The sequence below is a fragment of the Saccharothrix texasensis genome (genome assembly GCF_003752005.1).
Taxonomy (GTDB): Bacteria; Actinomycetota; Actinomycetes; order Mycobacteriales; family Pseudonocardiaceae; genus Actinosynnema; species Actinosynnema texasense.
Genome location: NZ_RJKM01000001.1, coordinates 7,800,611 through 7,821,961, shown reverse-complemented (window position 1 = coordinate 7,821,961; position 21,351 = coordinate 7,800,611). Strand labels below are relative to the sequence as shown.

Here is a 21,351-nt window from a genome sequence, read left to right as displayed (position 1 = left end):
TTTCAGGCGTCGGACTCGCGGCGTTCCGCCATGGTGTCGGGCGCGGACTCCGGGATCTCGGTGCGCACGTCGGAGTCGCGCAGCACCTCGCGCGCCTGGGCCTCCGGGTCGGCGCTGCCGGTCCGCCGCTCCTCGGGCAGCAGGGTCGCCCTGGTCCGCGACCTGCGGTCGACGTCGTTGCGCTCGTCGAACACCGGTGGCTCGTCGAGGTCGTGCGCACGCCTGAGGCGCGCCTCCTCGGACTCCGGGAGGTCCGTGGCGCCGAGGTCCAGCGGTTCCTGGTGCGTCATGGTGTTGCCATACCCCGACGGCGGCGTTTTGACTCCCGCGCGGCACCGCGGGGTGCGGACCAGGCTGCGGGGTCCCTGAGCTGATCAGACCGCTTGTGAGCGCTAACAGCCACTGCTGCCCCAGGTTCCCGGCCTGCCTGTTAGCGATAACAGAGAGGGTTGCCCACCCGAACGGGCCTGCGCTACGGTGCCGGGGAAGCGCTCCCAGTCCGGCCCACCGGCAGGCGACCGGAGGCGCGTCACGATCCCCGCTCGCAAGGAGGCGACGCACGGGTCCGCGCAGGCATGCCGCCGGCGGGTCGCGACGCCGAGCCTCCCTTCCTCCCAGCACCGCCGTAGTCCACTCAGGACACCCACGCCGCCGCGTCCAGTCCATCCCGAGAGTATCGAGGAAACCGTGGCTGCATTGAGGAAACGCGCTCTCGCCACCTTCGTCACCGCGCTCGCCGTCACCGGCGTGACCGTCGTGGCCGCGCCATCGGCGTCGGCCTACCCCGGACCCGGGGTCGTCACCGGCGACATCCGGGTGCACGACCCCAGCGTCGTCAAGAGGCCCGACGGCAGTTACCTGGTCGCGCACACCGCGGACGGCATCGGCCTGAAGACCTCGACCGACCGCACCGCCTTCCGCAACGCGGGGGCCGCCTTCCCCAACGGCGCCTCCTGGACCACCACCTACACCAACGGCAGCCGCAACCTCTGGGCGCCGGACATCTCCTACCTCAACGGGCAGTACTACATGTACTACTCGGCCTCGTCGTTCGGCTCGAACCGGTCGGCGATCTTCCTGGCCACCAGTCCCAGCGGCAACGCCGGCACGTGGACGCACCGCGGCCTGGTCATCGAGACGCGCACCAGCGACAACTACAACGCCATCGACCCCGACCTCGTCGTGGACGACCAGGGCCGCTGGTGGCTGAGCTTCGGCTCGTTCTGGTCCGGCCTCAAGATGATCGCGCTCAACCCGTCGACGGGCCTGCGCTCCGACTCCACGGTCCGCTCCATCGCCGGCCGCAACGGCGGCGCGATCGAGGCGCCGAACATCGTCAAGCGCGGCAACTACTACTACCTGTTCGTGTCGTTCGACTACTGCTGCCGCGGCGCGCAGAGCACCTACCGGGTCATGGTCGGCCGCTCGACCAGCGTCACCGGTCCGTACGTCGCGCGCAACGGCACGGCCATGACCTCGGGCGGCGGCACGGAGATCCTCGCCGGCCAGGGCAGCGTCCACGGCACCGGGCACCAGGACGTGTTCTCGGACGTCGACAGCGACATCCTCGTCTACCACTACTACGGTGACGACGGCGCGTCCCGCCTGGGCATCAACCTGCTCGCCTTCGACTCCGCCGGGTGGCCGTACGTCCGATGACCACCGACCGGCCGTCCGCCACCGTCCGCCGCGCCTCGCGGCGGGTGGTGGCGGCGGCCGGGGCGAGCGACCCCCGATCGGCGGCGGCACGGCTGCCAAAGTGGGCATTGACGTTGGCGCAACCTGCTCGTAGCCTCCCGGAAAGCGCTTTCCCTCCCACACCGCGCACGGCATCGGGAAGCGGTCGAGACCGGAGGATTTTCGGATGGGTGCACTGAAACGTTTCAGAGTCCTGGCGACGTCGATGGTGGCGCTGCTGGCGGTCGCCTGTGGCGGCAGCGGCGGCAGCGGCGACGAGACCCAGGCCGGTCCCGCCACGCTGCGGTTCTCGTGGTGGGGGAACGCCGAGCGCGCCGAGTTGATGCAGAAGGCGATCGACCTCTTCCAGAGCAGGAACCCCGAGATCAAGGTGACCCCGAGCTTCCAGGAGTTCGAGGCGTACTGGCAGAAGATGGCCACCGAGACCGCGGGCGGCAACGCCCCGGACGTGCTGCAGATGGACTTCGCCTACATCCGCGAGTACTCCGACCGCAACGCGCTCTACGACCTGAAGAAGCAGGACGGCAAGAACCTCGAGCTCGGCGACCTGCTCGAAGGGCTCAAGGGCGCGGGCGAGATCGACGGCAAGCTGTACGGCGTGCCGACGGGCGGCAACACCTGGGGCTACATCTACAACCCCGCGCTCTACGCCCAGGCCGGCGTCGAGGAGCCGAAGGAAGGCTGGACCTGGGACGACTACCGGTCCGCCATCAAGACGATCGCGGAGAAGACCGGGGTCCCCGGCGGGGGCAACTACATCGGCAGCTACTACAACCTGGAGCTCCAGCTGCGCCAGGAGGGCAAGTCGCTCTACACCGAGGACGGCAAGCTCGGCTTCGACCAGGCGCGGCTCAAGGAGTTCTTCGAGGAGGGCAAGGCGCTCGCCGACGCCGGGGTCGCCCTGCCGATCGAGAAGGGCGTGCAGATCAAGCCCTCGCACGCGCTGGAGATGGACCTCATCGCCGGCGACCTCGGCTGGGACAACTTCATGGCCCGCTACGACAAGGGCGCCAAGGCGGAGCTGAAGCTGGGGCCGGTGCCGTCGGACAAGGCGGACGCGGGCGGGCAGTACCTGAAGCCGTCGATGCTGCTGAGCGTGTCGCAGAAGACCGAGCACCCGGCGGCGGCGGCCAAGCTGGTGTCGTTCATGGTCAACGACCCGGAGGTCGGCAAGATCTTCGGCGCCAACCGCGGCCTGCCGCCGACGAACGCGCAGCGCGCCGCGGCCCAGCTCGAAGGTCCCCTGGCCGCCGTGGCGGCCTACGAGGACGACCTGAAGGACAAGTTCGGCAAGACGCCTCCCGCGCCGCCCAAGGGCGCCGGCACGTTGGAGCAGGCGTTCATCCGGATCACCGAGGAGCTCCAGTACGGCCGCACCTCGGTGGACCAGGCGGTCGACCAGTTCTTCACCGAGGCGGAAGAGACCCTCGGGTCGTGAGCCGGGCGACGATCGCGCCGGATCGCGGAGCCGAGGTCGCCGTCGCCGCGGGGACGGGTTCGCGCAAGCGGGCCCGTCTGCCCGGCGACGGCCTGGCGGGCTACCTGTTCCTGTCACCGTGGATCATCGGGATCGTCCTGCTGACCCTCGGCCCGATGGTGACCTCGCTGTACCTCTCGTTCACCGACTACGACCTGTTCAACACCCCGACCTGGATCGGGTTGGAGAACTACCAGCGGATGTTCTCCGACGCGCGGTGGCTGCGGTCGGTCCAGGTCACCGCGATCTACGTGGCGCTGGCCGTGCCGATCAAGCTGGCCGTGGCGCTGGCCGTGGCCGTGCTGCTCAACGGCAAGCGGGCCGGCCAGGGCTTCTACCGGGCGGCGTTCTACGGGCCGTCGCTCATCGGCGGCAGCGTCGGCGTCGCGATCGTGTGGAAGATGATGTTCAGCGACGACTCGGTGGTCGACCAGCTGCTGCTGCGCTTCGGCGTCGACACCGGCGGCTGGGCGGGCAACCCGGACTTCTCGCTGATGATGCTGGTGCTGCTGGCGACGTGGCAGCTCGGCGCGCCGATGGTGATCTTCCTGGCGGGGCTCAAGCAGGTGCCGCGGGAGCTGTACGAGGCGGCCGAGGTCGACGGGGCGGGCCGCGGGCGGCGGTTCTGGTCGATCACGCTGCCGATGATCTCACCGGTGCTGTTCTTCAACCTGCTGCTGGAGACGATCAACGCCTTCCAGGTGTTCACCTCGGCGTACGTGGTGGGCGGGCCGAACGGGCAGCCGGCGGGCAGCACCCTGTTCTACACGATCTACCTGTTCGACCGCGGGTTCGGCGACTACCGCATGGGTTACGCGTCGGCGATGGCGTGGATGCTGCTGCTCGGCGTCGGCCTGGTCACCGTGTTCCTGTTCCGCACCGCACGGGGTTGGGTGTTCTACTCCGGGGACTCGGGGGACAAGCGATGAGGCAGTCGTTGACCAGGGTGGCGTGGCACGTCGGCGTGCTCGCCCTGCTCGCCGTCGTGCTGTACCCGATCGTGTGGGTGGCGGCGGCGACGTTCAAGCCGTCCGAGGCGATCGTCGGCAGCCTCCATCTGCTGCCCACCGACCCGACGTTCGCGAACTACGAGCGGGTGTTCGAGGGCGTCGTCGGGATCGGCGTGGGCCGGTTCTTCTGGAACTCCGCCGTGCTGGCGGTGCTGTCGGTGGTGGGGACGGTCGCGTCGTCGGCGTTGGCGGCCTACGCGTTCGCCCGGCTGCGGTTCCGCGGCCGGACCGTGCTGTTCGGCATCATGATCGCGACGCTGCTGCTGCCGTTCCACGTGCTGATCATCCCGCAGTACATCGTGTTCCAGAACCTGGACCTGGTGGACACGTACGTGCCGCTGCTGGCGGGCAAGTTCCTGGCGTCGGAGGCGTTCTTCGTGTTCCTGATCGTGCAGTTCATCCGGCAGCTGCCGCGTGAGCTGGACGAGTCGGCGAAGATCGACGGGGCCGGGCACTGGATCGTGTTCTGGCACATCATCCTGCCGCTGTGCCGGCCGGCGCTCATCACCACCGCGATCTTCACGTTCATCTGGAGCTGGAACGACTTCTTCGGCCCGTTGATCTACCTGAGCACACCGGACAAGTACCCGTTGCCGTTGGCGTTGCAGCTGTTCATCGACGAGACGACCGGCTCGGACTTCGGCGCGCTGATGGCGATGTCGATGCTGGCGCTGGTGCCGGTGATCCTGTTCTTCCTGTTCTTCCAGCGGTTCCTGGTGGAGGGTGTGTCGACGTCGGGGTTGAAGGGGTGAGCCGGTGAAGCGGTTCTCGTTGTTCGGCGAGTGCCTGATGGCGGGGCTGCTGGTGCTGCTGGCCGCCCTGCCGGTGGTGACGGTGGTGCCGGCGCTCGCGGCCGGGTGCGCGCACATCAAGGCCCACGTCGACGGGGAGACCACGTCGATCCGGTCGTTCTTCGAGCGGGTGCGGTCGGCGCTGCCCGGCGGGTGGGTGGCGTCGCTCGGGGTGGTGGCGGCGTTCGCCGTGCTCGTGGTGGACGTCGTGCTCCTGCGGACGCGGGTCGCCGGCGGTGGCGTCGTGGCCGTGGTGTGCGGGGTGGCGGCGGTGGGTCTGGCGGTGGTCGTGCTGCGTGCCGCGGCGCTGTGGTCGCCGGGTTCGCGGTGGCCGGCCGTGGCGCGGGCGGCGGGGCGACGTGCCGCGTCCGACTTCGGGGGCTCCCTGCTGCTGGTCATGTCGCTCGCCGTGATGCTGATCGTGACCTGGCAACTCCCGCCGCTGGTGGTCCCGATGGCCGGCTGCGTGCTGATGGCGGCCGTCGCGGTCGACCGCCGCCACCAGCCGGTGTCTCCGGTCGCCGGGAGTTCGACTTCCCGTTAAACTGGCCCTGACCAGCTCTTTCCTCCTACCCCCCGTCCACGATCGAGTGAATCTGACCCCGATCAACAACCAGAACGCCGTTATCGAAGGCCTCGAACGTCGGTTGGAACAACGAGGCCGGCAACCAACCCCCGCCCCTCAACCCACCACCCCGCCCCCGCACCCCTCAACCCACCACCCCACACCTCACCCACCTCGCAACGGGCCACCCCGCAACGGGCGGCCGGCGGTCGACCGGTCGGGCTCGGCCACGTCGCCGGGTGAGTGGTCAGGCGGCCGGGTGAGTGGTCAGGTGCTCGCGCGGAGGACCAGGGTCGACGGGTAGAAGGTCTGCGGAGGCCCGGGTCGGCGGTCGAGGACGGCGGTGGCGGCGCCGGTGGTGATCGCTTCGACGGGGTTCGTGGTGGTGGTCAGGCCGGGCCGGCTCAGGGTCGCGTAGGCGATGTCGTCGAAGCCGGCGACCGCGACGTCGCCCGGCACGTCCACGCCCGTGCGGCGCAGGGCCGTCAGCGCGCCCAGCGCGGACAGGTCGCCCAAGGCGAAGATCGCGTCGGTGTCCGGCCAGCGGGTCATGATCTCGGCGGCGGCGGACTCGCCGGTGGCCGCGGTGAAGTCGCCGGCGGCCAGGCGGGGTGGGGCGCCGGCGTCGGCGAGGGCCCGGCGGTAGGCGGTGAGGGCGCGGTCGGTGCAGGGCAGCCACGAGGGGCCCGTGATCATGGCGATCCGGCGGCGGCCCGTGGCGAGGAGGTGTTCGACCACCCTCCTCGTGCCGGTGGCGTTGTCGACGTCGAAGGACGGGATGTCGCGGGTGCCGATGCCGATCGAGGCGATTCGGGCGCGGGCGCGTCGGGGGACCGCGGCCAGCGCCGCGGGCGTGGGGTTGACGACGATGATGCCGCCGATGTCGCGGTTCTCGGCCAACCTGCCCAGTTCGGCCGGGTCGTGCAGCGGTAGCCAGTGGAGGGACGCGCCGACGCCGTGCGCGGCGGCCGTGGTGGCGGTGGCGGCGGTCACGCGGGCCGCGTAAGGGTCGTTGAGCACGTGCGCGGTGTGGCCGCCGACGGCTACGGCGATGCGCGTGCCGCTGCGGGTGGCCAGGGCGCGGGCGACGGGGTTCGGGGCGTAGCCCAGGTCGCGGGCGGCTTCGGCGACTCGGTGGCGGGCGGAGGCGGAGGCCGGGCCGCGGACGCTCAGGGCGCGCGACGCGGTGGCGACCGACACGCCCGCTCGGCGCGCCACGTCCGCCAAGGTCGGTTCGCCCGCCGACCCCCGCGCTTCCTCGACCACGGCGGCGAGTGTGCCAGGCCGGCCCTTGTGGTGGAAGCGCTTCCACAGGCGGGGTCGGGTCCGGCGAGCAGGGGTGCGGGAGGGGCGGAGCGCGGTGTCGGGGTCGAACCGGGGAAGCGAGGACGTCGAGGTGACGTCGGGTGGTGTCAGGGGTGCGGCGGTCGGGGTGGCGGTCACGTTCGGGCTCAACGGGGTCGCGGTGGCGTCCTGGTTCGCCCGCGTGCCCGCCGCCCGCGACGCGTTGGGGCTCGGCTCGGGCGCGCTCGGGTTGTTGCTGCTGGCGATGTCGGTGGGCGCGACGGCGGCGATGCTCACGGCCGGCGAGGTGACCCACCGCCTCGGGGCCCGCCGCACGGTGCGCGTGTCGGCGGTCGGGGTGTCGGCCGGGTTGGTGGTCGCGGGCGCGGCCATCGGGGTGTGGCCGTCGGTGTCGGCGACGGCGGTCGGGTTGTTCCTGCTCGGCTACGGGTCGGGCACGTGCAACGTGGCGATGAACGTCGAAGCGGCGGCGGTCGAGCGGGTGCTCGGTCGCACGGTCATGCCGAGGTTCCACGCGGTCTGGAGCCTGGGCACGGTGGCCGCCGCCGGCCTGGCCGCGGCGGCGGCCTGGCTGGACGTGCCGGTGACCGCCCACCTGGCGGGTGTCGCGGTGGTCGCGGTGGCGGGCACGGTCGTCGCCGCGCGGTCGTTCCGGCACGGCGCGGACGACACGGCCGGCGGGAAGAGCGGTGTGCCGGCCGCGTGGCGGGAGCCGCGCACGCTGCTGATCGGGGTGCTGGTGCTGGTGCTGGCGTTCACCGAGGGCACCGCGAACGACTGGGTCGCGGTGGCGTTCGTGGACGGGTACGCGTTCGGGCCGGCGGCGGGCGCGGTCGTGTTCGGCGTGTTCGTGGCGACGATGACGTTCGGCCGGGTGGTGGGCACGGTCGCGCTCGACCGCTGGGGGCGGGCGCCGGTGCTGGTGGGCACGATGCTGCTGGCGATCACCGGGACGGCCCTGGCGGTGCTGGGCGGCGAGCCCGCGGTGGCGGTGGCCGGGGTGGCGTTGTGGGGTCTGGGCACGTCGCTCGGCTTCCCGGTCGGCATGAGCGCCGCCGCCGACGAGGAGGGCCGGGCGGCGGCCCGGGTCAGCGTGGTCGCGGTCATCGGGTACACCGCGTTCCTGGCCGGGCCGCCGGTCGTAGGGCTGCTCGGGGACCAGGTCGGTGTCCTGCGGGCGCTGCTGGTCGTGCCGCTGCTGCTGCTCCCGGCGCTCGCCCTGGTCCCCGTCGTCCGCCCTACTCGGTCCGCAAGGCCGTCGCCGTAGACGTCTTCGCCGCCCAGGTGGCCGGTGGCGCCGCGCCCGCGATCGCGATCAGCAGGCCGCCGACGCCGAGCAGCAGCAGCGTGAGCGGGTCGAGCACGGCGAACGCCGACGGGGGCAGGCCGAGCCCGGCGCTCTCCCCCATCGCCGGCAGCACGGCCCGGTGCAGCGCGACCCCGGCGGGCACGCCGACCGCGCCGCCGACCACCCCGATGACGACGACCGAGGCGATCACCATGGCGATGGTCTGCCGGGGTGTCATGCCGAGTGCTTTGTGGACGCCCAGGTCGCGGATGCGTTCGCGGGTGTCGAGGACGACGGCGTTCAGCACGCCCATGGCGGCGACCGCGACGAGCATCAGGGTGAGCGCGGCCGTCAGGCTGTCGATGAGCACGATGGTGTCGCTGATCTGGGTGGAGCCTCCCGCCCGGGCGGTGACGTCGAGCGGTTTCAGCGCCGTGTTCAGCCCGTCGAGGTACGCGGTGACGTCGGTGCCGGGCCGCACCGCGATGTGGTGGCTCACGTCCGCGGACCCGGACGCGTAGGTAGCCGAGTCGGTCAGCACCACCATGCCGTCGTGGCTCATCTCGAAGACGTCGCCGACGATCCGCAGGGTGACCGGGTTCGCGCCGTCGTTCACCGTCACGGTGTCGCCGATCCGGGTGCCGGTGGCGGTCAGGAACGTCGTGGGCGCGACGGCCTCGCCGGGCTGCGCGAACCAGCGGCCGGACACGAGCTGGTAGCCGTCCCAGGTGGCGTCGCCGGTGAACGAGACGAGCGCGGTCGTGCCGGCCACCCCGCTGACGGTCACGTTCGTCCGGGTGGTGCGGTAGTGCGCGCGCGTCCCGGCTTGTGCGTCGACGACGGCCGAGACCGCGACCGGGTCGGCCGGGCGGGCACCAGGACCGGGCCCGGGGCCGGGGCCGGGGCCGGGACGGCGATCGCCGCCGGCGCCTTCCACGCCGATCGTCACGTCCGCCGAGTCGTGGTCGCGGGCGATCTGGATCTGGTTGAGCGACGCCGCCAACCCGACCGCGAACGTGACCGCGGTGGCCCCGAACAGCACCGCCGCCACCATCGCCGCCGCACGGGCGGGGCGGGCGAACGGGCGGGCCAGGCCGAGGCCGACGGGTCGCGGCAGGGCCAGCCGGGCGGTCAGCCCGGCGGCCCACCGGCCGCGGCCGGGGCGCGGGGTTCGGCCGACGGCGATCGCGTCCACCGTGCGCAACCGCCCGGCGCGCAGCGCGCTCGCCCACGCCACGGCCGACACGAGCGCCAACGCGCCGGCGACCACCGCGGCGTCCACCCACGGCGCCACGGTCAACGTCACCGCGCCGTAGACGTCCTCGGTCTCGGCCAGCACCGGGATCGCGAGCAGGTTGCCCGCGACGACGCCGGCCGCCGCGCCGGCCGCCGCCGGGACCAGCGCCTGCCCCAGGTACGCCCACACGACCTGCGCGGGGGTGAAGCCGAGGGCTTTGAGGATGCCGATCCGCCGGGTTCCCGCGCCGACCGCGCCCGCGACCACGTTGCCCACCACCAGCAGCGACATGACCAGTCCGAGCACGCCGAACGCGATCAGGAACGGCACGAACACCGCGATGCTCCGGTCGGCCGCCCGCTTCAGCACCAGCCACGACTGCGACCCGCTCAGCGCGTCCTCGGGCATCGCCGCCGCGACCGCCGCGCGGGCCGCGTCGACCTCCTCGGTCGTGGCGGCGGACGCGAAGCGGTACAGCACCTGGTAGCCCTCGGGCTCGGTGATCCAGGACGGTGGCACCCAGCCGTCGGCGGTGCGGCTGACCGAGCGGGCCACGCCGACCACGGTCACCGCGGAGCCGTCGGCGAGGGAGAGGCGGCGGCCGACGCCGGAGCCGGTCGGCGAGTGCGCGTAGGGCCCGTCGGCGGACACCACGACCTCGCCCGGCTCGTCGGCCCACTCCCCTTCGGTCACCGTGACCGCGTCCACGGGTCCGCCGGCGGGGTCGGCCCGGCCGACGACCGTCATCGGCGTCTCGTCGCCGCGTCCGCCGCCGCTGGGCGTGACCGACTTGGTGGGGAACGGCCCGGCGGAGGCGGTGACGCCCGCGACGGGCGCCACCAGCTGTCCCGCCGTGGTCTTCGTCGCGTCGAACCACGCGGACAGGTGCGCGCCGCGCTGCTCGGCGAACGCGTCGTCGAACGGCGCGGTGGACGCCACCAGCAGCGACCCGCCGAGCACGGACGACGTGACGGCCATCGTGGTGGCGAGCCCGATCACCGCGGTCTGCACCCGGCGGCGCGCGATGCCCGAGCGGACGACCCGGCCCAGGCCGCTCATCGGGTCGGCGCCGCGGCGACGTCGCCCGCGATCCGGCCGTCGACCAGCCGGATGGTGCGGCGGGTGCAGGACCGGGCGAGCGCCAGGTCGTGGGTGACCACCACGATGGTCTGGCCGTCGGCGTTCAGCTCGGTGAGCAGCGCGCTGACGTCCTCGCCGGAGGCGGTGTCGAGCGCGCCGGTCGGTTCGTCGGCGAGCAGCAGCGCGGGCCGGTTCATCAGCGCCCGCGCGACCGCGACCCGTTGCCGCTCACCGCCGGACAGCCGGCCCGGGTAGGCGCGGGCGTGCCGGGCGACGCCGAGCTGGTCGAGCAGTTCCGCCGCGCGTCGGGCCGCGGTGCCGCGCGCCATGCCCGCGAGCTGGGCGGGCAGCACCACGTTGTCGGCCACGGTCAGGTCGTCGAGGAGGTTGAAGAACTGGAACACCATGCCGATCCGGGCCCGCCGGTGGCGCGCGGACGCGGCCTCGCCCAAGCCGTCGATCCGCACGCCGGCCACGGTGACGGCGCCGGTGTCGGGCCGGTCGAGGCCGGCGATCAGGTTGAGCATCGTGGACTTGCCGCTGCCGGACGGGCCGAGGACCGCGACGGCCTCCCCCGCCCGCACGGTCAGCGTCACGTCGCTCAACGCCGGTGGCCCGTCGTCGTACCCGCGGCTCACGTCACGCAGTTCGATCACCGGCGTGGTCATGGTCGGCTCCCTGGTTCGTCCTCGATGTGGCGCGGTGGACGCTAGGAGCGGCGCGGACGCGGGCGCGTCGGTCGGCGGGGGCATTTCCGGTAGCCCACCGGGACGACGGCGGCGCGGTGTCATCCCTGAGGTGTAGTCGAGCGGTGTAGGCGGAGGGGTCGCCGGGTGGATGTCCGCGGCCGGCGCGTCGGTGAGAATGGCCGGGTGACTGTCGCGCCGGTGGTGGACCGACTGCGGGCCTGGGCGGCGCTGGTGCTGCCGCCGACCGGTCCGCTGCCGCGGCCCACGGTGCGCAACTACGTGTTCGACGCGGTGCTGGCGCTGGTCGTCGGCATCGTCTCGGCGCGGTACGCGGTCGACTCGCAGGACGTGCCGGCGCGCGTCGTCGTGGTCGGCGGTCTGCTGCGACCGGTGCCCCTGCCTCCGCCGCCGCAGCCCGGCGCGATGGCGGGCGCCGTGGTGATCGCGGTGGTGGGCGCGGTGGCGTTGGCGCTGCGCCGCCGCTATCCGCTGGCCGTGCTGTGGGTGGTGCTGTACGCGACGTCGGCGTCGCCGTCGGAGTCGCCGGGGCTCACGTTCTACGCGTGCGTCATCGCCGCCTACTCGGCGGCGGCGTACAGCCCGCACCGGTGGCCCGCTCTGGCGAGCCTGCTGGTGGCGGTGCTGGTGGTGGCGGTGTTCCGGGACTCGGAGCTGCCGGTGGTGCCGAACGAGTACGTGCCGCTGCTGGTGCTGGTGCCGCTGATCATGGCGGCGAACGGCCTGCGCACGTGGAAGGTCCGCACGGACGAGGGCCGGGCGCAGGTGTCGGCGTTGGAGCGCGAGCAGGCGGAGGCGTTGCACCGGGCGGTCGAGCACGAGCGGGCCCGCATCGCCCGCGAGCTGCACGACGTGGTGACGCACCACGTGAGCGTGATGACGATCCAGGCGGGTGCGGCGCGCAAGGTGATGGCGTCCTCGCCCGGGCAGGCGCGGGAGGCGTTGCTGGCGGTCGAGGCGGGTGGGCGGGCGGCGATGACGGAGCTGAGGCACGTGATGGGGTTGCTGGCGGCGGACGGCGCCGACCCGGCGGACCTGGCGCCGCAGCCGGGGCTCGACCAGCTGGCGGCCCTGGTCGACCGGCTGCGGGACTCGGGGGTGCCGGTCGAGTCGACGGTGAGCGGGCAGCCGCGCCCGCTGCCGTCCGGGGTGGAGCTGGCCGCCTACCGGGTGGTGCAGGAGGCGTTGACGAACGCGGTCAAGCACGCCTCCGGCGGGTCGGCGGCGGTGACCGTGGTCTACGGTGTCGACCACCTCCGGGTGGAGGTGGTCGACACCGGCGGGGAACCCGGTCCCGGTGCGGCCGCGGGCAACGGGCACGGGCTGATCGGCCTGCGGGAGCGGTTGGCGGTGTACGGCGGCACGCTGGACGCCCGGCCCCGCGCCGGCGGCGGCTACCACGTCATCGCGTCGATCCCGGTGCAGGCGCCGTGAACGCCCCGCTGCGGGTGGTGGTCGCCGACGACCAGGTGTTGGTGCGCACCGGTTTCCGGATGATCCTCACCGCCGACGGCATCGACGTGGTCGGCGAGGCGACCAACGGCCTGGAGGCCGTGGAGGCGGTGCGGCGGACCGTGCCGGACGTGGTGCTGATGGACGTCCGGATGCCGGAGCTGGACGGCCTGGAGGCCACCCGCCGCATCCTGACCGGGGCGCGGCCCGAGCCGCGGGTGATCATCCTGACCACGTTCGACCTGGACCACTACGTCTACGCCGCGTTGTCGGCGGGCGCGAGCGGGTTCCTGCTCAAGGACGTGACGCCGGAGCACCTGGTCGCCTCGGTGCGGATGGTGCGCTCCGGCGACGCGCTGCTGGCGCCCGCCATCACCCGCCGGTTGGTGGAGCGGTTCGCGGACCGCGGTGCGGGCACCGCGTCGTTGCACCGCGACCTGGCCGCGTTGACGCCGCGCGAGCTGGAGGTGCTCGGCCTGCTGGCGCGCGGGCTGAGCAACGCCGAGCTGGCCGGGAAGCTGCACCTGTCCGAGGCGACGGTGAAGACCCACGTGGCGCGCATCCTGGCCAAGCTGGGACTGCGCGACCGCGTGCAGGCCGTCGTCGTGGCCTACGAGACCGGTCTGGTCACCCCCGGCGGGCGTGGCTGAGGTTCAGCCGAGGAACCGCACGTCGGGGTGCCGGTCGGACGGTCCGTCGAGCAGGTGTCGCGGCCGGTGGCGCAGGTGCCGGTCGAAGAACGCGGTCAGGTAGGCGCGTTGGGCGGCGGTGCTGCGGTCCGGGTCGACGGCGCCGATGACCGGCGTCGTCACCGCCGGGTCGAGGCCGAGGTGCGCGGCCAGTCGCGGCAGCAGCGACTGGTGGTCGGTGAACGACGAGTGCTCGCCGTCCGGCAGGTGCAGCTGCCGTGACCAGGCGCGGTGGCGGGCCAGGAACGACTGCCACGACAGGTCGGACGCCGCGCTGTGGTCGCCCGCGCTCATCAGCAGGAACGGCCGGTCCAGGCCCTCGGTGGCGACGCGGCCGAAGTCGCCCGCGGCCTGGTCGTAGGCCATGCTGCCGTCGAGGTTCGCGCCCGCGTCGATCCTGCGGTCGGTCAGCATGGTCTCGCCGGCGGTGAACCCGCCCGCCGAGTGGCCGACCACGCCGACGTGGGACAGGTCGAGCGAGCGGGCCAGGCCCGCCGGCGGGCGGCGGCGGGCCGCGTCCGGGTTGCCGCCGCGGGCCAGGACTTCCAGCTGGTCCAGGACGAAGCTCGTGTCCCGCACGCGGGTCGCCATCAGCTTCTTGTTGACGTCGATCGTCAGCGGCGGGACGGAGCGCGGCGCGACCCGGCCGTCCGGGAACCGCACCGCCGGCGGCTCGTGGGTGTGGTCGATGGCGACGACCGCGTAGCCCTCGCTCGCCAACTGCTCCGCGAGTCCGGTGCCCAGGGCGCGGGGGTTGCCGCGTCCCGGCGAGTACAGCACGACGGGTCGGCGGCCGGGGACGGCCGGCGCGTCGGGGACGGAGTGGGTGGCGAAGCCGTAGTCCAGCTCGGCCGGGTCGATGCGCAGGGCGCGGGCGTCGCTCGCGGCGACCACCTCGGCGACGCCGGGCGGCAGGTACGGCGCCTTCCCGTCCCCGTCCGCCCTGGCGGGGTACCGGATGGTGACCATCAGTTCCCGGGTGGCGCCCGGCACCCACGGGTCGGGGCGGGCGTGGTCGACCAGGTGGAGTTCGGTGGTCCCCACCGCGAAGGGGCCGGTGGGGGCGGGGAGTTCGAACCGCACCGGCGACACCGCGGCAGCGGGTGCGGGTGCGGCCGTCCGGGGTGGGACTGTCGCGGGTGGGGCTGTCCCGGGTGCGGCCGTGGCGGGCACGGCCGTGGCCAACGTCGCGCCGGCGAGCAGCGCCGGCAGGATCACTCGTTTTCCAGTCACCCGGACGAACCTAGGGCGGTCCGGGTGCGCACCGGATCAGGACGATCACCCAGCGGCACCCTGAGCCGCCCACTAGGTGACGTCGAATCCGGTCCACTGTGGAGCGCCCAGCGCGGCGGCGATCCGCCGCGCCCGCCGCCGGTGCCCGGCGGCCTGTCCGGGACGGCCGAGCGCGGCGGCGAGGGCGGCGAGGTGGTGGGCGGTCGGGCCGAACGCGACCAGGCCGCTGCCCGCGCCGGCGAGCTCCCCGGCCGCCGGGAGGAGCCGGTCGTAGAGGCGCGCCATGGTCGGCCGGTCGCCCGCTTCGACGGCGACCACCGCGTGCAGGCACGTCCTGACCTCGAACAGCAGGTCGTGCGGCGAGTCGGGGACGACGGCCGCGAGCGCTTCGGCGCGCTCGCCCCGCGCCAGCAGGACGACCGGGCGCGCCCACGGCTCGTACGGGCCCCAGTCGGCGTCCGGCACGTCGCCGAGGCCCAGCAGCGCCAACGGCAGGATTCCCCTTTCCACGCCCGGCATCCCGGCGCCGGACAGGCGGGACGCGGCGGCGCGGTAGGCGGCCCGCGCCTCGTCCCGCCGCCCGGTCACGGCCAGGCGCAGCGCGGCGTACCAGGTGGTGAAGACGCCGACCAGCGGCAGGTCGTGCCGTTCGGCGAGCGCGTCGGCCGCGGCGGCGTGCCGGTCGGCGGCGGCCAGGTCGGCGAGCGCGGCGTGGGACTGCACGAGGATGAGGTGGGCGAGCACCTCGAACGTCACCAGGCCGTGGCGGGCGGCGAGGTCCAGCAGCTCCGCGCCGATCCGGGCCCGGTCCGGCGCGAGGCCCGCCCGGTGGCACGTCTGGAGGAACCGGCCGTTGAGCGCCAGGGCCAGCAACGCCGGGTCGTCCAGCTCGCGGGCGACGGCCTCGGCTTCGAGGGCCGCGTCCCGGCCACGCCGCCCGGTGTCGGCGCGGCGTTCCATCGCGATGGTGACCAGGAGGCGGGCGCGTTCGGCGTCGTGGCCCGGCGGCAGGGCGTCCAGCGCGCGTTCGGCCGCGTCGACGAGGTCCGCGGACAGGGCTTCGTCGTCGTTGGTGGTCCAGATCGCGGGCACGTCGAACGAGCCGATCGTGCGGGCGGTCAGCACCGGGTCGCCGGCCACCTCGGCGACGGCGCGCGCCCGGTGCCGGCGGGCCTGGTCGAGGTCGCCGGTCACGGCCAGCGCCCGCACCAGGCCCATCACGGCGTCGAGGCGGTCCGGTCCTCCCGTCCGGGCCAGCGTCTCGCGCCACCACCTGGCCGCCTGGTGCGGCGCGGACCGGCGCTCCGCGCGTTCCGCGGCGGCCCGGGTGTGGTGGGCGGTCCGCGCGGCGGCGACCCGGTTCCCGGCGCGCAGGAGGTGGTGGGCGACGGCCTCGACGTCGTCGGGGCGCACCCGCTCGACGACGTCGGCGGCAGCGGCGTGCCACCGGGCCCGGCGGGCGTGCGCGATGTCGTCGTACAGCGTCTCCTGCACGAGCGCGTGGGCGAACCGCAGCCGGTCGGCGTCCGGCTCGACCAGGAAACCCGCGAGCAGCGCCGACTCGACGGAGTCCAGCACCACGTCCTCGTCGCCCGCGAGCGGGACCAGCACGTCCAGGTCGACCTCCTGGCCGAGGACGGACGCCTGGCGCAGGTGGGTGCGCGCCGTGTCGGAGAGCTGGGCGAGGCGGTGGCGCAGCACGTCGCGGACACCGGCGGGGACGGTGCTCAGGGCGGGGTCGGTCTCCCAGAGGCGGGTCAGCTCGCGGACGAAGAACGGGTTGCCGCCGCTGCGGGTGTGGATCGCGCGCACGTCGGCGTCCGTCGGCGCGCGGTCGGTGACGGCCTCGACCAGGTCGCGCACCCGGGCTTCGGTCAGGCCGCCCAGGTGGACGCGGGCGGGCTCGGTGCGGGCGGCCCGACCGAGGGCTCCGGTCAGGGCGGCGGAGATCTCGGTGGAGCGGTAGGTGCCGACGATCAGCACCCGGCCGGCGTCCGGGTCGGCGGCCAGGGACGTCACCAGCGCGAGGGTGTCGTCGTCGGCCCGGTGCAGGTCGTCGAAGACCAGCAGGACCGGCTGCTCCCGCCGGGCCAGGGCGGCGGCGATCGCGCGGTGCCGCTCGAACCGGCCGGCGGGCAGGTCGTCCCCGAGCGCAAGCGCTTCCGCCATCCGCGTCCACGGCCAGGCGGCGGGCGCGTCCTCGGCGCACGTGCCCCACGCGGTGGCCCAGCCGGCGGCGGCGAGCCGGGCGGCCAGCTCCTCGGCCAACGCCGTCTTGCCCGCTCCCGCCGTGCCCGAGACCAGCGCCAGCCGCCGGCCCGTCCGCGCGGCCCGGACCAGCTCGGCCAGCTCGTCCGCGCGGCCGACGAACGGGGTGGACCGGGCGCTCGACGGCTCGGGCGGTGGTTCGGGCGCGAGGGCCGGCGACTGGGCGAGGATGTCGGTCTCGAGCCGCCGGAGGGCGTGGCCGGGGTCGACGCCGAGCTCCGCGCGCAGCACGTCCCGGGACTGGCGGAGGGTGGCCAGCGCCTCGCCCTGCCGTCCGGTCCGGTAGAGGGCGAGGGCCAGCAGCCGCCGGCCGTCCTCGCGCAACGGGTGCGCGGTGACGTGCGCCCGCAGGTCCGGCACCGACTCCGCCGCCGCGCCCAGCGCCAACGCCGCCTCGGCCCGCCGTTCCACGGCCAGCAGCCGCACCTCGTCCAGCCTCGCGGCCTCGCCGTGCGCCCACGGCCGGTCGGCGAACTCCGCGTACGCGGGGCCGCGCCACAGGTCGAGCACGTCGTCCAGCAGCGCCTTCGCCTCCGCCGGCCGGCCGGCGGCCAGGGACCGGGCCGCCTCCCCCACCGCCGCCTCGAACCGCCAGGCGTCGACCTCGTCCGCCTCACCCGCCCGCAGCGCGTACCCCGGCGGCACGGTCACCAGCAGCCGGGCGGGCGCGCGGGGTGGGCGGTCGGGTTCGAGGGCCTTCCGCAACGCGCCGACGAACGTCTGCACGGCGCCCAGCGCACCGTCCGGCGCGTCGTCGTCCCAGAGGTCGTCGATCAGCCGCGTCACCGGCACCACCCGGCCCCTGGCGACCAGCAGGCGTGCCAGCACCGCGCGGTGCCGCGGCCCCTTGAGGTCGAGCGGCCCGCGCCCACCCACGGCTCCCAACGGGCCCAACACCCGGAAACGCACCATCGCCGACACCGTATCCGACCTGGTCCAGGCGTGCCCCGGGGTGCTGATCGGCTGCTGACCGGGCGCTGATCGGCGCCGCCCAGAGTGGGTCGGGCAACCGCACCCCGACCGAACCCGGAGCCGCACGTGAAGTTCACCGAGCAGCGCGTCACCGTCGCCGACGGCGTGGCGCTCAACGTCGCCGTGGGAGGCACGGGCAGCCCCGTCGTGCTGCTGCACGGCTTCCCCCAGACCCACCTGATGTGGCGGCACGTCGCCGCCGACCTGGCCGCCGACCACACCGTCATCTGCCCCGACCTGCGCGGGTACGGCGACAGCGACAAGCCGGCCGACGACGGCCGGGCGTACTCGAAGCGCACGATGGCCGCCGACGTCGTCGCCCTCGCCCGCGCGCTCGGGCACGACCGGTTCGCGCTGGCGGGCCACGACCGGGGCGCGCTGGTCGCCGTCCGCGCCGGGCTCGACCACCCCGCCGCGGTCACCCACCTGGCGTCGCTGGACGTGCTGCCGACCCTCGACACCTGGGACGTCATGCACGGCGTCACCGCGGCCGTCGGTTTCCACCTGTACCTGATGGCCCAGCCGCCCGGCCTGCCCGAGGCGATGATCGGCGCGTCGGCGGACGCGTTCTTCGGCCACTTCCTCGACACGTGGGCCGTCCACCCGGCCGCGATCCCGGCCGACGTCCGCGCCGCCTACCTGAAGGCGTCCCGCGAGGCGGTCCCGTCGATCGTCGCCGACTACCGGGCCTCCGCCACCGTGGACGTCGAGCACGACCTGGCCGACCGGGAAGCCGGGAACCGGCTGCGCATGCCGGTGACCGTGCTGCAGCAGGACTGGGGCACGGTCCTCGGCTTCGACGCCGCCGACCGGTGGCGGCAGTGGGCCCCGGACCTGGACCACCGCACCGTCACGTGCGGTCACTTCATGGCCGAAGAGGCGCCCGGCGAGGTCGTCAGGGCGCTGCGGGACCTGCTCGCCCGCTAGATCCGGTGGGTGACCGGTTTCGGTGGCACGCTTCGGGGCGTGGACTTCCCCGGCGGCGTGCCGCTGACGGACGACGCGGCGCTCGACTGGGCCGCCGACGACTTCGGGCACGTCGTGCGACGGCGGCCGGTCGGTGTGCTGCGCCCGACGTCCGCCGACGACGTCCCGGCCGCGGTGCGGCTGGCCCGCGCGCACGGCCTCACCGTCGTGCCGCGGGCCGAAGGCCACTCGACCGGTGGACAGGCGCAGGCGCCCGGCGGGCTCGTGCTGGACATGACCGGCTTCCGGACCGTGCACCGGGTGACGTCCGAGCACGTCGTCGTGGACGCGGGCGCGCGGTGGAGCGACGTGCTCGCCGCCACCCTGCCGCTCGGCGTGACACCGCCCGTGCTGACCGACTACCTCGGGCTGTCCGTGGGCGGCACGCTGTCCGTCGGCGGCCTCGGCGGCGCGAGCCACCGCTTCGGGGCGCAGACGGACACCGTGCTCGAGCTCGACGCCGTCACCCCCGACGGCGTCCGGGTGACGTGCTCGCCGACCCGTCACCCGGACGTGTTCGACGCGGTGCGCGCGGGAGGTGGCCGGCGGGGCGTGATCCTGCGGGCGACGGTGCGGCTCGTGCCCGCGCACACCCACGCCCGCTGCTTCCGGCTGCGCTACGACCGGGTGGGCGACTTCCTGCGCGACCAGCGGCTGTTGGCCGCCGAACGCCGGTTCGACCACCTGGAAGGGCGGGCCAGGCCGGACGGCGCGGGGCGGTGGTCGTTCCGGATCGACGCCACGGCCTACTTCACGCCGCCGGCGCCGCCGCCGGAGCCGTTGGCCGGGTTGCGCGACCGGCGTGAAGCGGCCGACGCCGACACCGCCACCTACCGCCGCTTCGCCAACCGGATGGCCGACGACGTGGCGGCCCTGCGCGTGCTCGGGCCTTGGCGGTGGCCGCACCCCTGGCTCACCGTGCTGCTGCCCGACGCCACCGTCGAGGAGGTGCTGACCGCGTCGTTGGCGGGGCCGGCGGTCGGCGGGAACGGCGTGGTGCTCGTCTACCCGGTGCCGCGCGCCGTGCTCCGCACACCCGGCCTCCGCGTGCCCGACAGCCCGCTCGTGTTCCTGCTGGCGTTGCTGCGGACCGCCGACTCGGCACCGGCCCTGCGCGCCATGGTCGAGGACAACGACGTGCTGCGCCGCCTCTGCCTCGCCGCCGGCGGCACCACCTACCTCCTCTGACCCGCGTGTCCTACGTTCCGGTCACGCGTGTCCTACGTTCAGAACACCCATGTTGAACGCTCGGAACACACGCTCGCCGTGCCGAATGTTCAACATGGGGTACCGGAAGGTAGGACACGCGCGTTCCGAAGGTAGGACACGCGTGGTGGTGGGCGGGTGCTGGTCAGTCGGGGCGTTCCGGCTCGGCCTTGGCGCGGCGGGCCCGCAGCGAGCCGGGACGTGCCTTCATCGACGGGTCGCGCCGCGTCTTGACCAGGCTCGCCACGGTCACCACCGTCAGCACCACGAGGATCACCGCGAGGCTGAGCAGCGTCGGCACCTCCGGCACGCGCGGGTCGAGGTCCTCGTGCGCCCAGTGCAGGATCAGCTTCACCCCGATGAACGCCAGGATCAGCGACAGGCCCGTCGACAGGTACACCAGCCGGTCGAGCAACCCCTTCACCAGGAAGAACAACGCCCGCAAGCCGAGCAGCGCGAACGCGTTGGCGGCGAACACGATGTACGGCTCGGACGTGATCCCGAAGACCGCCGGGATCGAGTCCAGGGCGAACAGCACGTCGATGCTGCCGATCGCGAGCAGCACCACGAACAGCGGCGTGGCCATCCGGCGGCCGTCGACGCGGGTGAACAGCTTGCCGTCCTGGTAGTCGTCGGCGATCGGCAGCACCCGGCGCGCGGTCTTCACCACGAGGTTGTCCTCGACGTCCGGGTCCTCGTCCCGGTGCCGGAACAGCTGCACGGCCGTGTAGATCAGCAGCAGGCCGAACAGCAGGAACACGAACGAGAACAGCGCCAGCAGCGTCGCGCCGACCGCGATGAACACCGCGCGCAGCGCCAGCGCCAGCACGATGCCGAACGTCAGCACCTTGTGCTGGTGCTCCTCCGGCACGGCGAACGTCGACATGATGATCACGAACACGAACAGGTTGTCGACCGAGAGGCTCTTCTCCACCAGGTAGCCGACGAAGTACTCGGTGCCGGCCTGCCCGCCGTACGCCAGCGTGAACCACACGCCGAACAGCAGGGCGAAGAGCACGTAGAACACCGACCACGCGGTCGCCTCGCGGATCTCGACGCGGTGCGGGCGCAGGACCGCCAGCACCAGGTCCACCGCGATCAGCACGAGGACCAGGCCGATGGTGAGCGCCCAGGTGAGCCCTCCGATGTCCGCCACGTCAGCGGCCCCGGCGGGCGGAGGTGGGCGGGACCGGCGGCGGTAGCGGGTTCGGCGGCACCGGGTCGGGTCCGGACGGCTGCGGCCGGCGCGGGACGGGGTCCGGGGTCGACGGGTCGGGCGGGTCCGGTTCGTGGCCGCGGGACGGGGAGGCGGAGGGGCGGGCCGGGTCGGGCCGGTGGGCGCGGAGTTGCGGGGTCACGCGTGCCTCCTCGTGGAGTCGTTGCGTCGCGGTGCGCGATCACCACCGA

General features: G+C 74.1%; 18 protein-coding genes. 10 read left to right on the top strand and 8 right to left on the bottom strand.

The genetic code is table 11. The annotated features are described in order from the left end of the window. Positions 1-2: 2 nt before the first annotated feature. A complete protein-coding gene (locus EDD40_RS35185) occupies positions 3-290 on the bottom strand; it encodes a hypothetical protein (protein WP_123746730.1) in 288 nt (95 codons plus the stop codon). 397 nt (positions 291-687) lie between these two features. Here EDD40_RS35185 and EDD40_RS35180 point away from each other — a divergent pair, with 397 nt between their 5' ends. The 5 genes from EDD40_RS35180 to EDD40_RS35160 all read left to right on the top strand — a co-directional run bounded on the left by EDD40_RS35180 (position 688) and on the right by EDD40_RS35160 (position 5,520). After that, positions 688-1,659, top strand: coding sequence for an arabinan endo-1,5-alpha-L-arabinosidase (locus tag EDD40_RS35180; RefSeq protein WP_425471290.1), 972 nt, complete (start codon positions 688-690; stop codon positions 1,657-1,659). A 205-nt stretch (positions 1,660-1,864) separates the two neighbouring features. Further along, entirely contained in the window at positions 1,865-3,136 is a 1,272-nt protein-coding gene (locus EDD40_RS35175; protein WP_123746728.1) for an ABC transporter substrate-binding protein, read from the top strand. Continuing rightward, positions 3,133-4,104 carry a carbohydrate ABC transporter permease gene (locus tag EDD40_RS35170; RefSeq protein WP_236594344.1) on the top strand — a complete coding sequence of 324 codons (972 nt, stop codon included), beginning with the start codon at positions 3,133-3,135 and terminating at the stop codon, positions 4,102-4,104. Before EDD40_RS35175 ends, EDD40_RS35170 begins: the two co-directional genes overlap by 4 nt. Beyond that, the gene (locus tag EDD40_RS35165) at positions 4,101-4,937 is read left to right on the top strand and encodes a carbohydrate ABC transporter permease (RefSeq protein ID WP_123746727.1); all 837 of its coding nucleotides are present in this window, start codon (positions 4,101-4,103) and stop codon (positions 4,935-4,937) included. The genes EDD40_RS35170 and EDD40_RS35165 overlap by 4 nt, the downstream gene beginning before the upstream one ends. A 4-nt stretch (positions 4,938-4,941) precedes the next feature. Beyond that, entirely contained in the window at positions 4,942-5,520 is a 579-nt protein-coding gene (locus EDD40_RS35160) for a DUF624 domain-containing protein (RefSeq protein WP_123746726.1), read from the top strand. A 288-nt stretch (positions 5,521-5,808) separates the two neighbouring features. Here the strand turns inward: EDD40_RS35160 and EDD40_RS35155 are convergent, their stop codons facing one another. Continuing rightward, a complete protein-coding gene (locus tag EDD40_RS35155) occupies positions 5,809-6,807 on the bottom strand; it encodes a LacI family DNA-binding transcriptional regulator (protein ID WP_123746725.1) in 999 nt (332 codons plus the stop codon). A 130-nt stretch (positions 6,808-6,937) separates the two neighbouring features. Here EDD40_RS35155 and EDD40_RS35150 point away from each other — a divergent pair, with 130 nt between their 5' ends. Further along, entirely contained in the window at positions 6,938-8,113 is a 1,176-nt protein-coding gene (locus EDD40_RS35150) for an MFS transporter (RefSeq protein WP_123748527.1), read from the top strand. Here EDD40_RS35150 and EDD40_RS35145 read toward each other — a convergent pair. Then, positions 8,085-10,430, bottom strand: coding sequence for an ABC transporter permease (locus EDD40_RS35145; RefSeq protein WP_123746724.1), 2,346 nt, complete (start codon positions 10,428-10,430; stop codon positions 8,085-8,087). The genes EDD40_RS35150 and EDD40_RS35145 overlap by 29 nt on opposite strands. Beyond that, complete coding sequence (locus tag EDD40_RS35140) at positions 10,427-11,119, bottom strand: ABC transporter ATP-binding protein (protein ID WP_123746723.1); 693 nt, start codon at positions 11,117-11,119, stop codon at positions 10,427-10,429. The genes EDD40_RS35145 and EDD40_RS35140 overlap by 4 nt, the downstream gene beginning before the upstream one ends. Positions 11,120-11,323: 204 nt before the next feature. Here EDD40_RS35140 and EDD40_RS35135 point away from each other — a divergent pair, with 204 nt between their 5' ends. Further along, positions 11,324-12,592 (top strand): sensor histidine kinase, encoded by a 1,269-nt coding sequence (locus EDD40_RS35135; RefSeq protein ID WP_123746722.1) that lies wholly within the window; start codon positions 11,324-11,326, stop codon positions 12,590-12,592. After that, positions 12,589-13,260 (top strand): response regulator, encoded by a 672-nt coding sequence (locus tag EDD40_RS35130; RefSeq protein ID WP_123746721.1) that lies wholly within the window; start codon positions 12,589-12,591, stop codon positions 13,258-13,260. Before EDD40_RS35135 ends, EDD40_RS35130 begins: the two co-directional genes overlap by 4 nt. Before the next feature lie 3 nt (positions 13,261-13,263). Here EDD40_RS35130 and EDD40_RS35125 read toward each other — a convergent pair whose 3' ends face one another. Both EDD40_RS35125 and EDD40_RS35120 read right to left on the bottom strand, forming a co-directional pair. Then, positions 13,264-14,532, bottom strand: a complete 1,269-nt coding sequence (locus EDD40_RS35125; RefSeq protein ID WP_246038064.1) for an alpha/beta hydrolase family protein — start codon at positions 14,530-14,532, stop codon at positions 13,264-13,266. A 72-nt stretch (positions 14,533-14,604) separates the two neighbouring features. Further along, complete coding sequence (locus EDD40_RS35120; protein ID WP_123748525.1) at positions 14,605-17,712, bottom strand: ATP-binding protein; 3,108 nt, start codon at positions 17,710-17,712, stop codon at positions 14,605-14,607. Positions 17,713-17,838: 126 nt separating this feature from the next. On the opposite strand from EDD40_RS35120, the gene EDD40_RS35115 reads away from it, so the two are divergent. Both EDD40_RS35115 and EDD40_RS35110 read left to right on the top strand, forming a co-directional pair. After that, positions 17,839-18,699, top strand: a complete 861-nt coding sequence (locus EDD40_RS35115) for an alpha/beta fold hydrolase (RefSeq protein ID WP_123746720.1) — start codon at positions 17,839-17,841, stop codon at positions 18,697-18,699. Between the two features lie 39 nt (positions 18,700-18,738). Next, positions 18,739-19,926, top strand: a complete 1,188-nt coding sequence (locus EDD40_RS35110; RefSeq protein ID WP_148088996.1) for an FAD-binding protein — start codon at positions 18,739-18,741, stop codon at positions 19,924-19,926. A 163-nt stretch (positions 19,927-20,089) separates the two neighbouring features. On the opposite strand, the gene EDD40_RS35105 is transcribed toward EDD40_RS35110, so the two are convergent. Both EDD40_RS35105 and EDD40_RS41195 read right to left on the bottom strand, forming a co-directional pair. Continuing rightward, positions 20,090-21,100: a TerC/Alx family metal homeostasis membrane protein gene (locus EDD40_RS35105; RefSeq protein WP_123746718.1), complete on the bottom strand. Its 1,011-nt coding sequence runs from the start codon at positions 21,098-21,100 to the stop codon at positions 20,090-20,092. A gap of 1 nt (position 21,101) precedes the next feature. After that, on the bottom strand, positions 21,102-21,302 hold the full coding sequence (locus EDD40_RS41195) for a hypothetical protein (protein ID WP_148088995.1): 201 nt from the start codon (positions 21,300-21,302) through the stop codon (positions 21,102-21,104). Positions 21,303-21,351 lie beyond the last annotated feature (49 nt).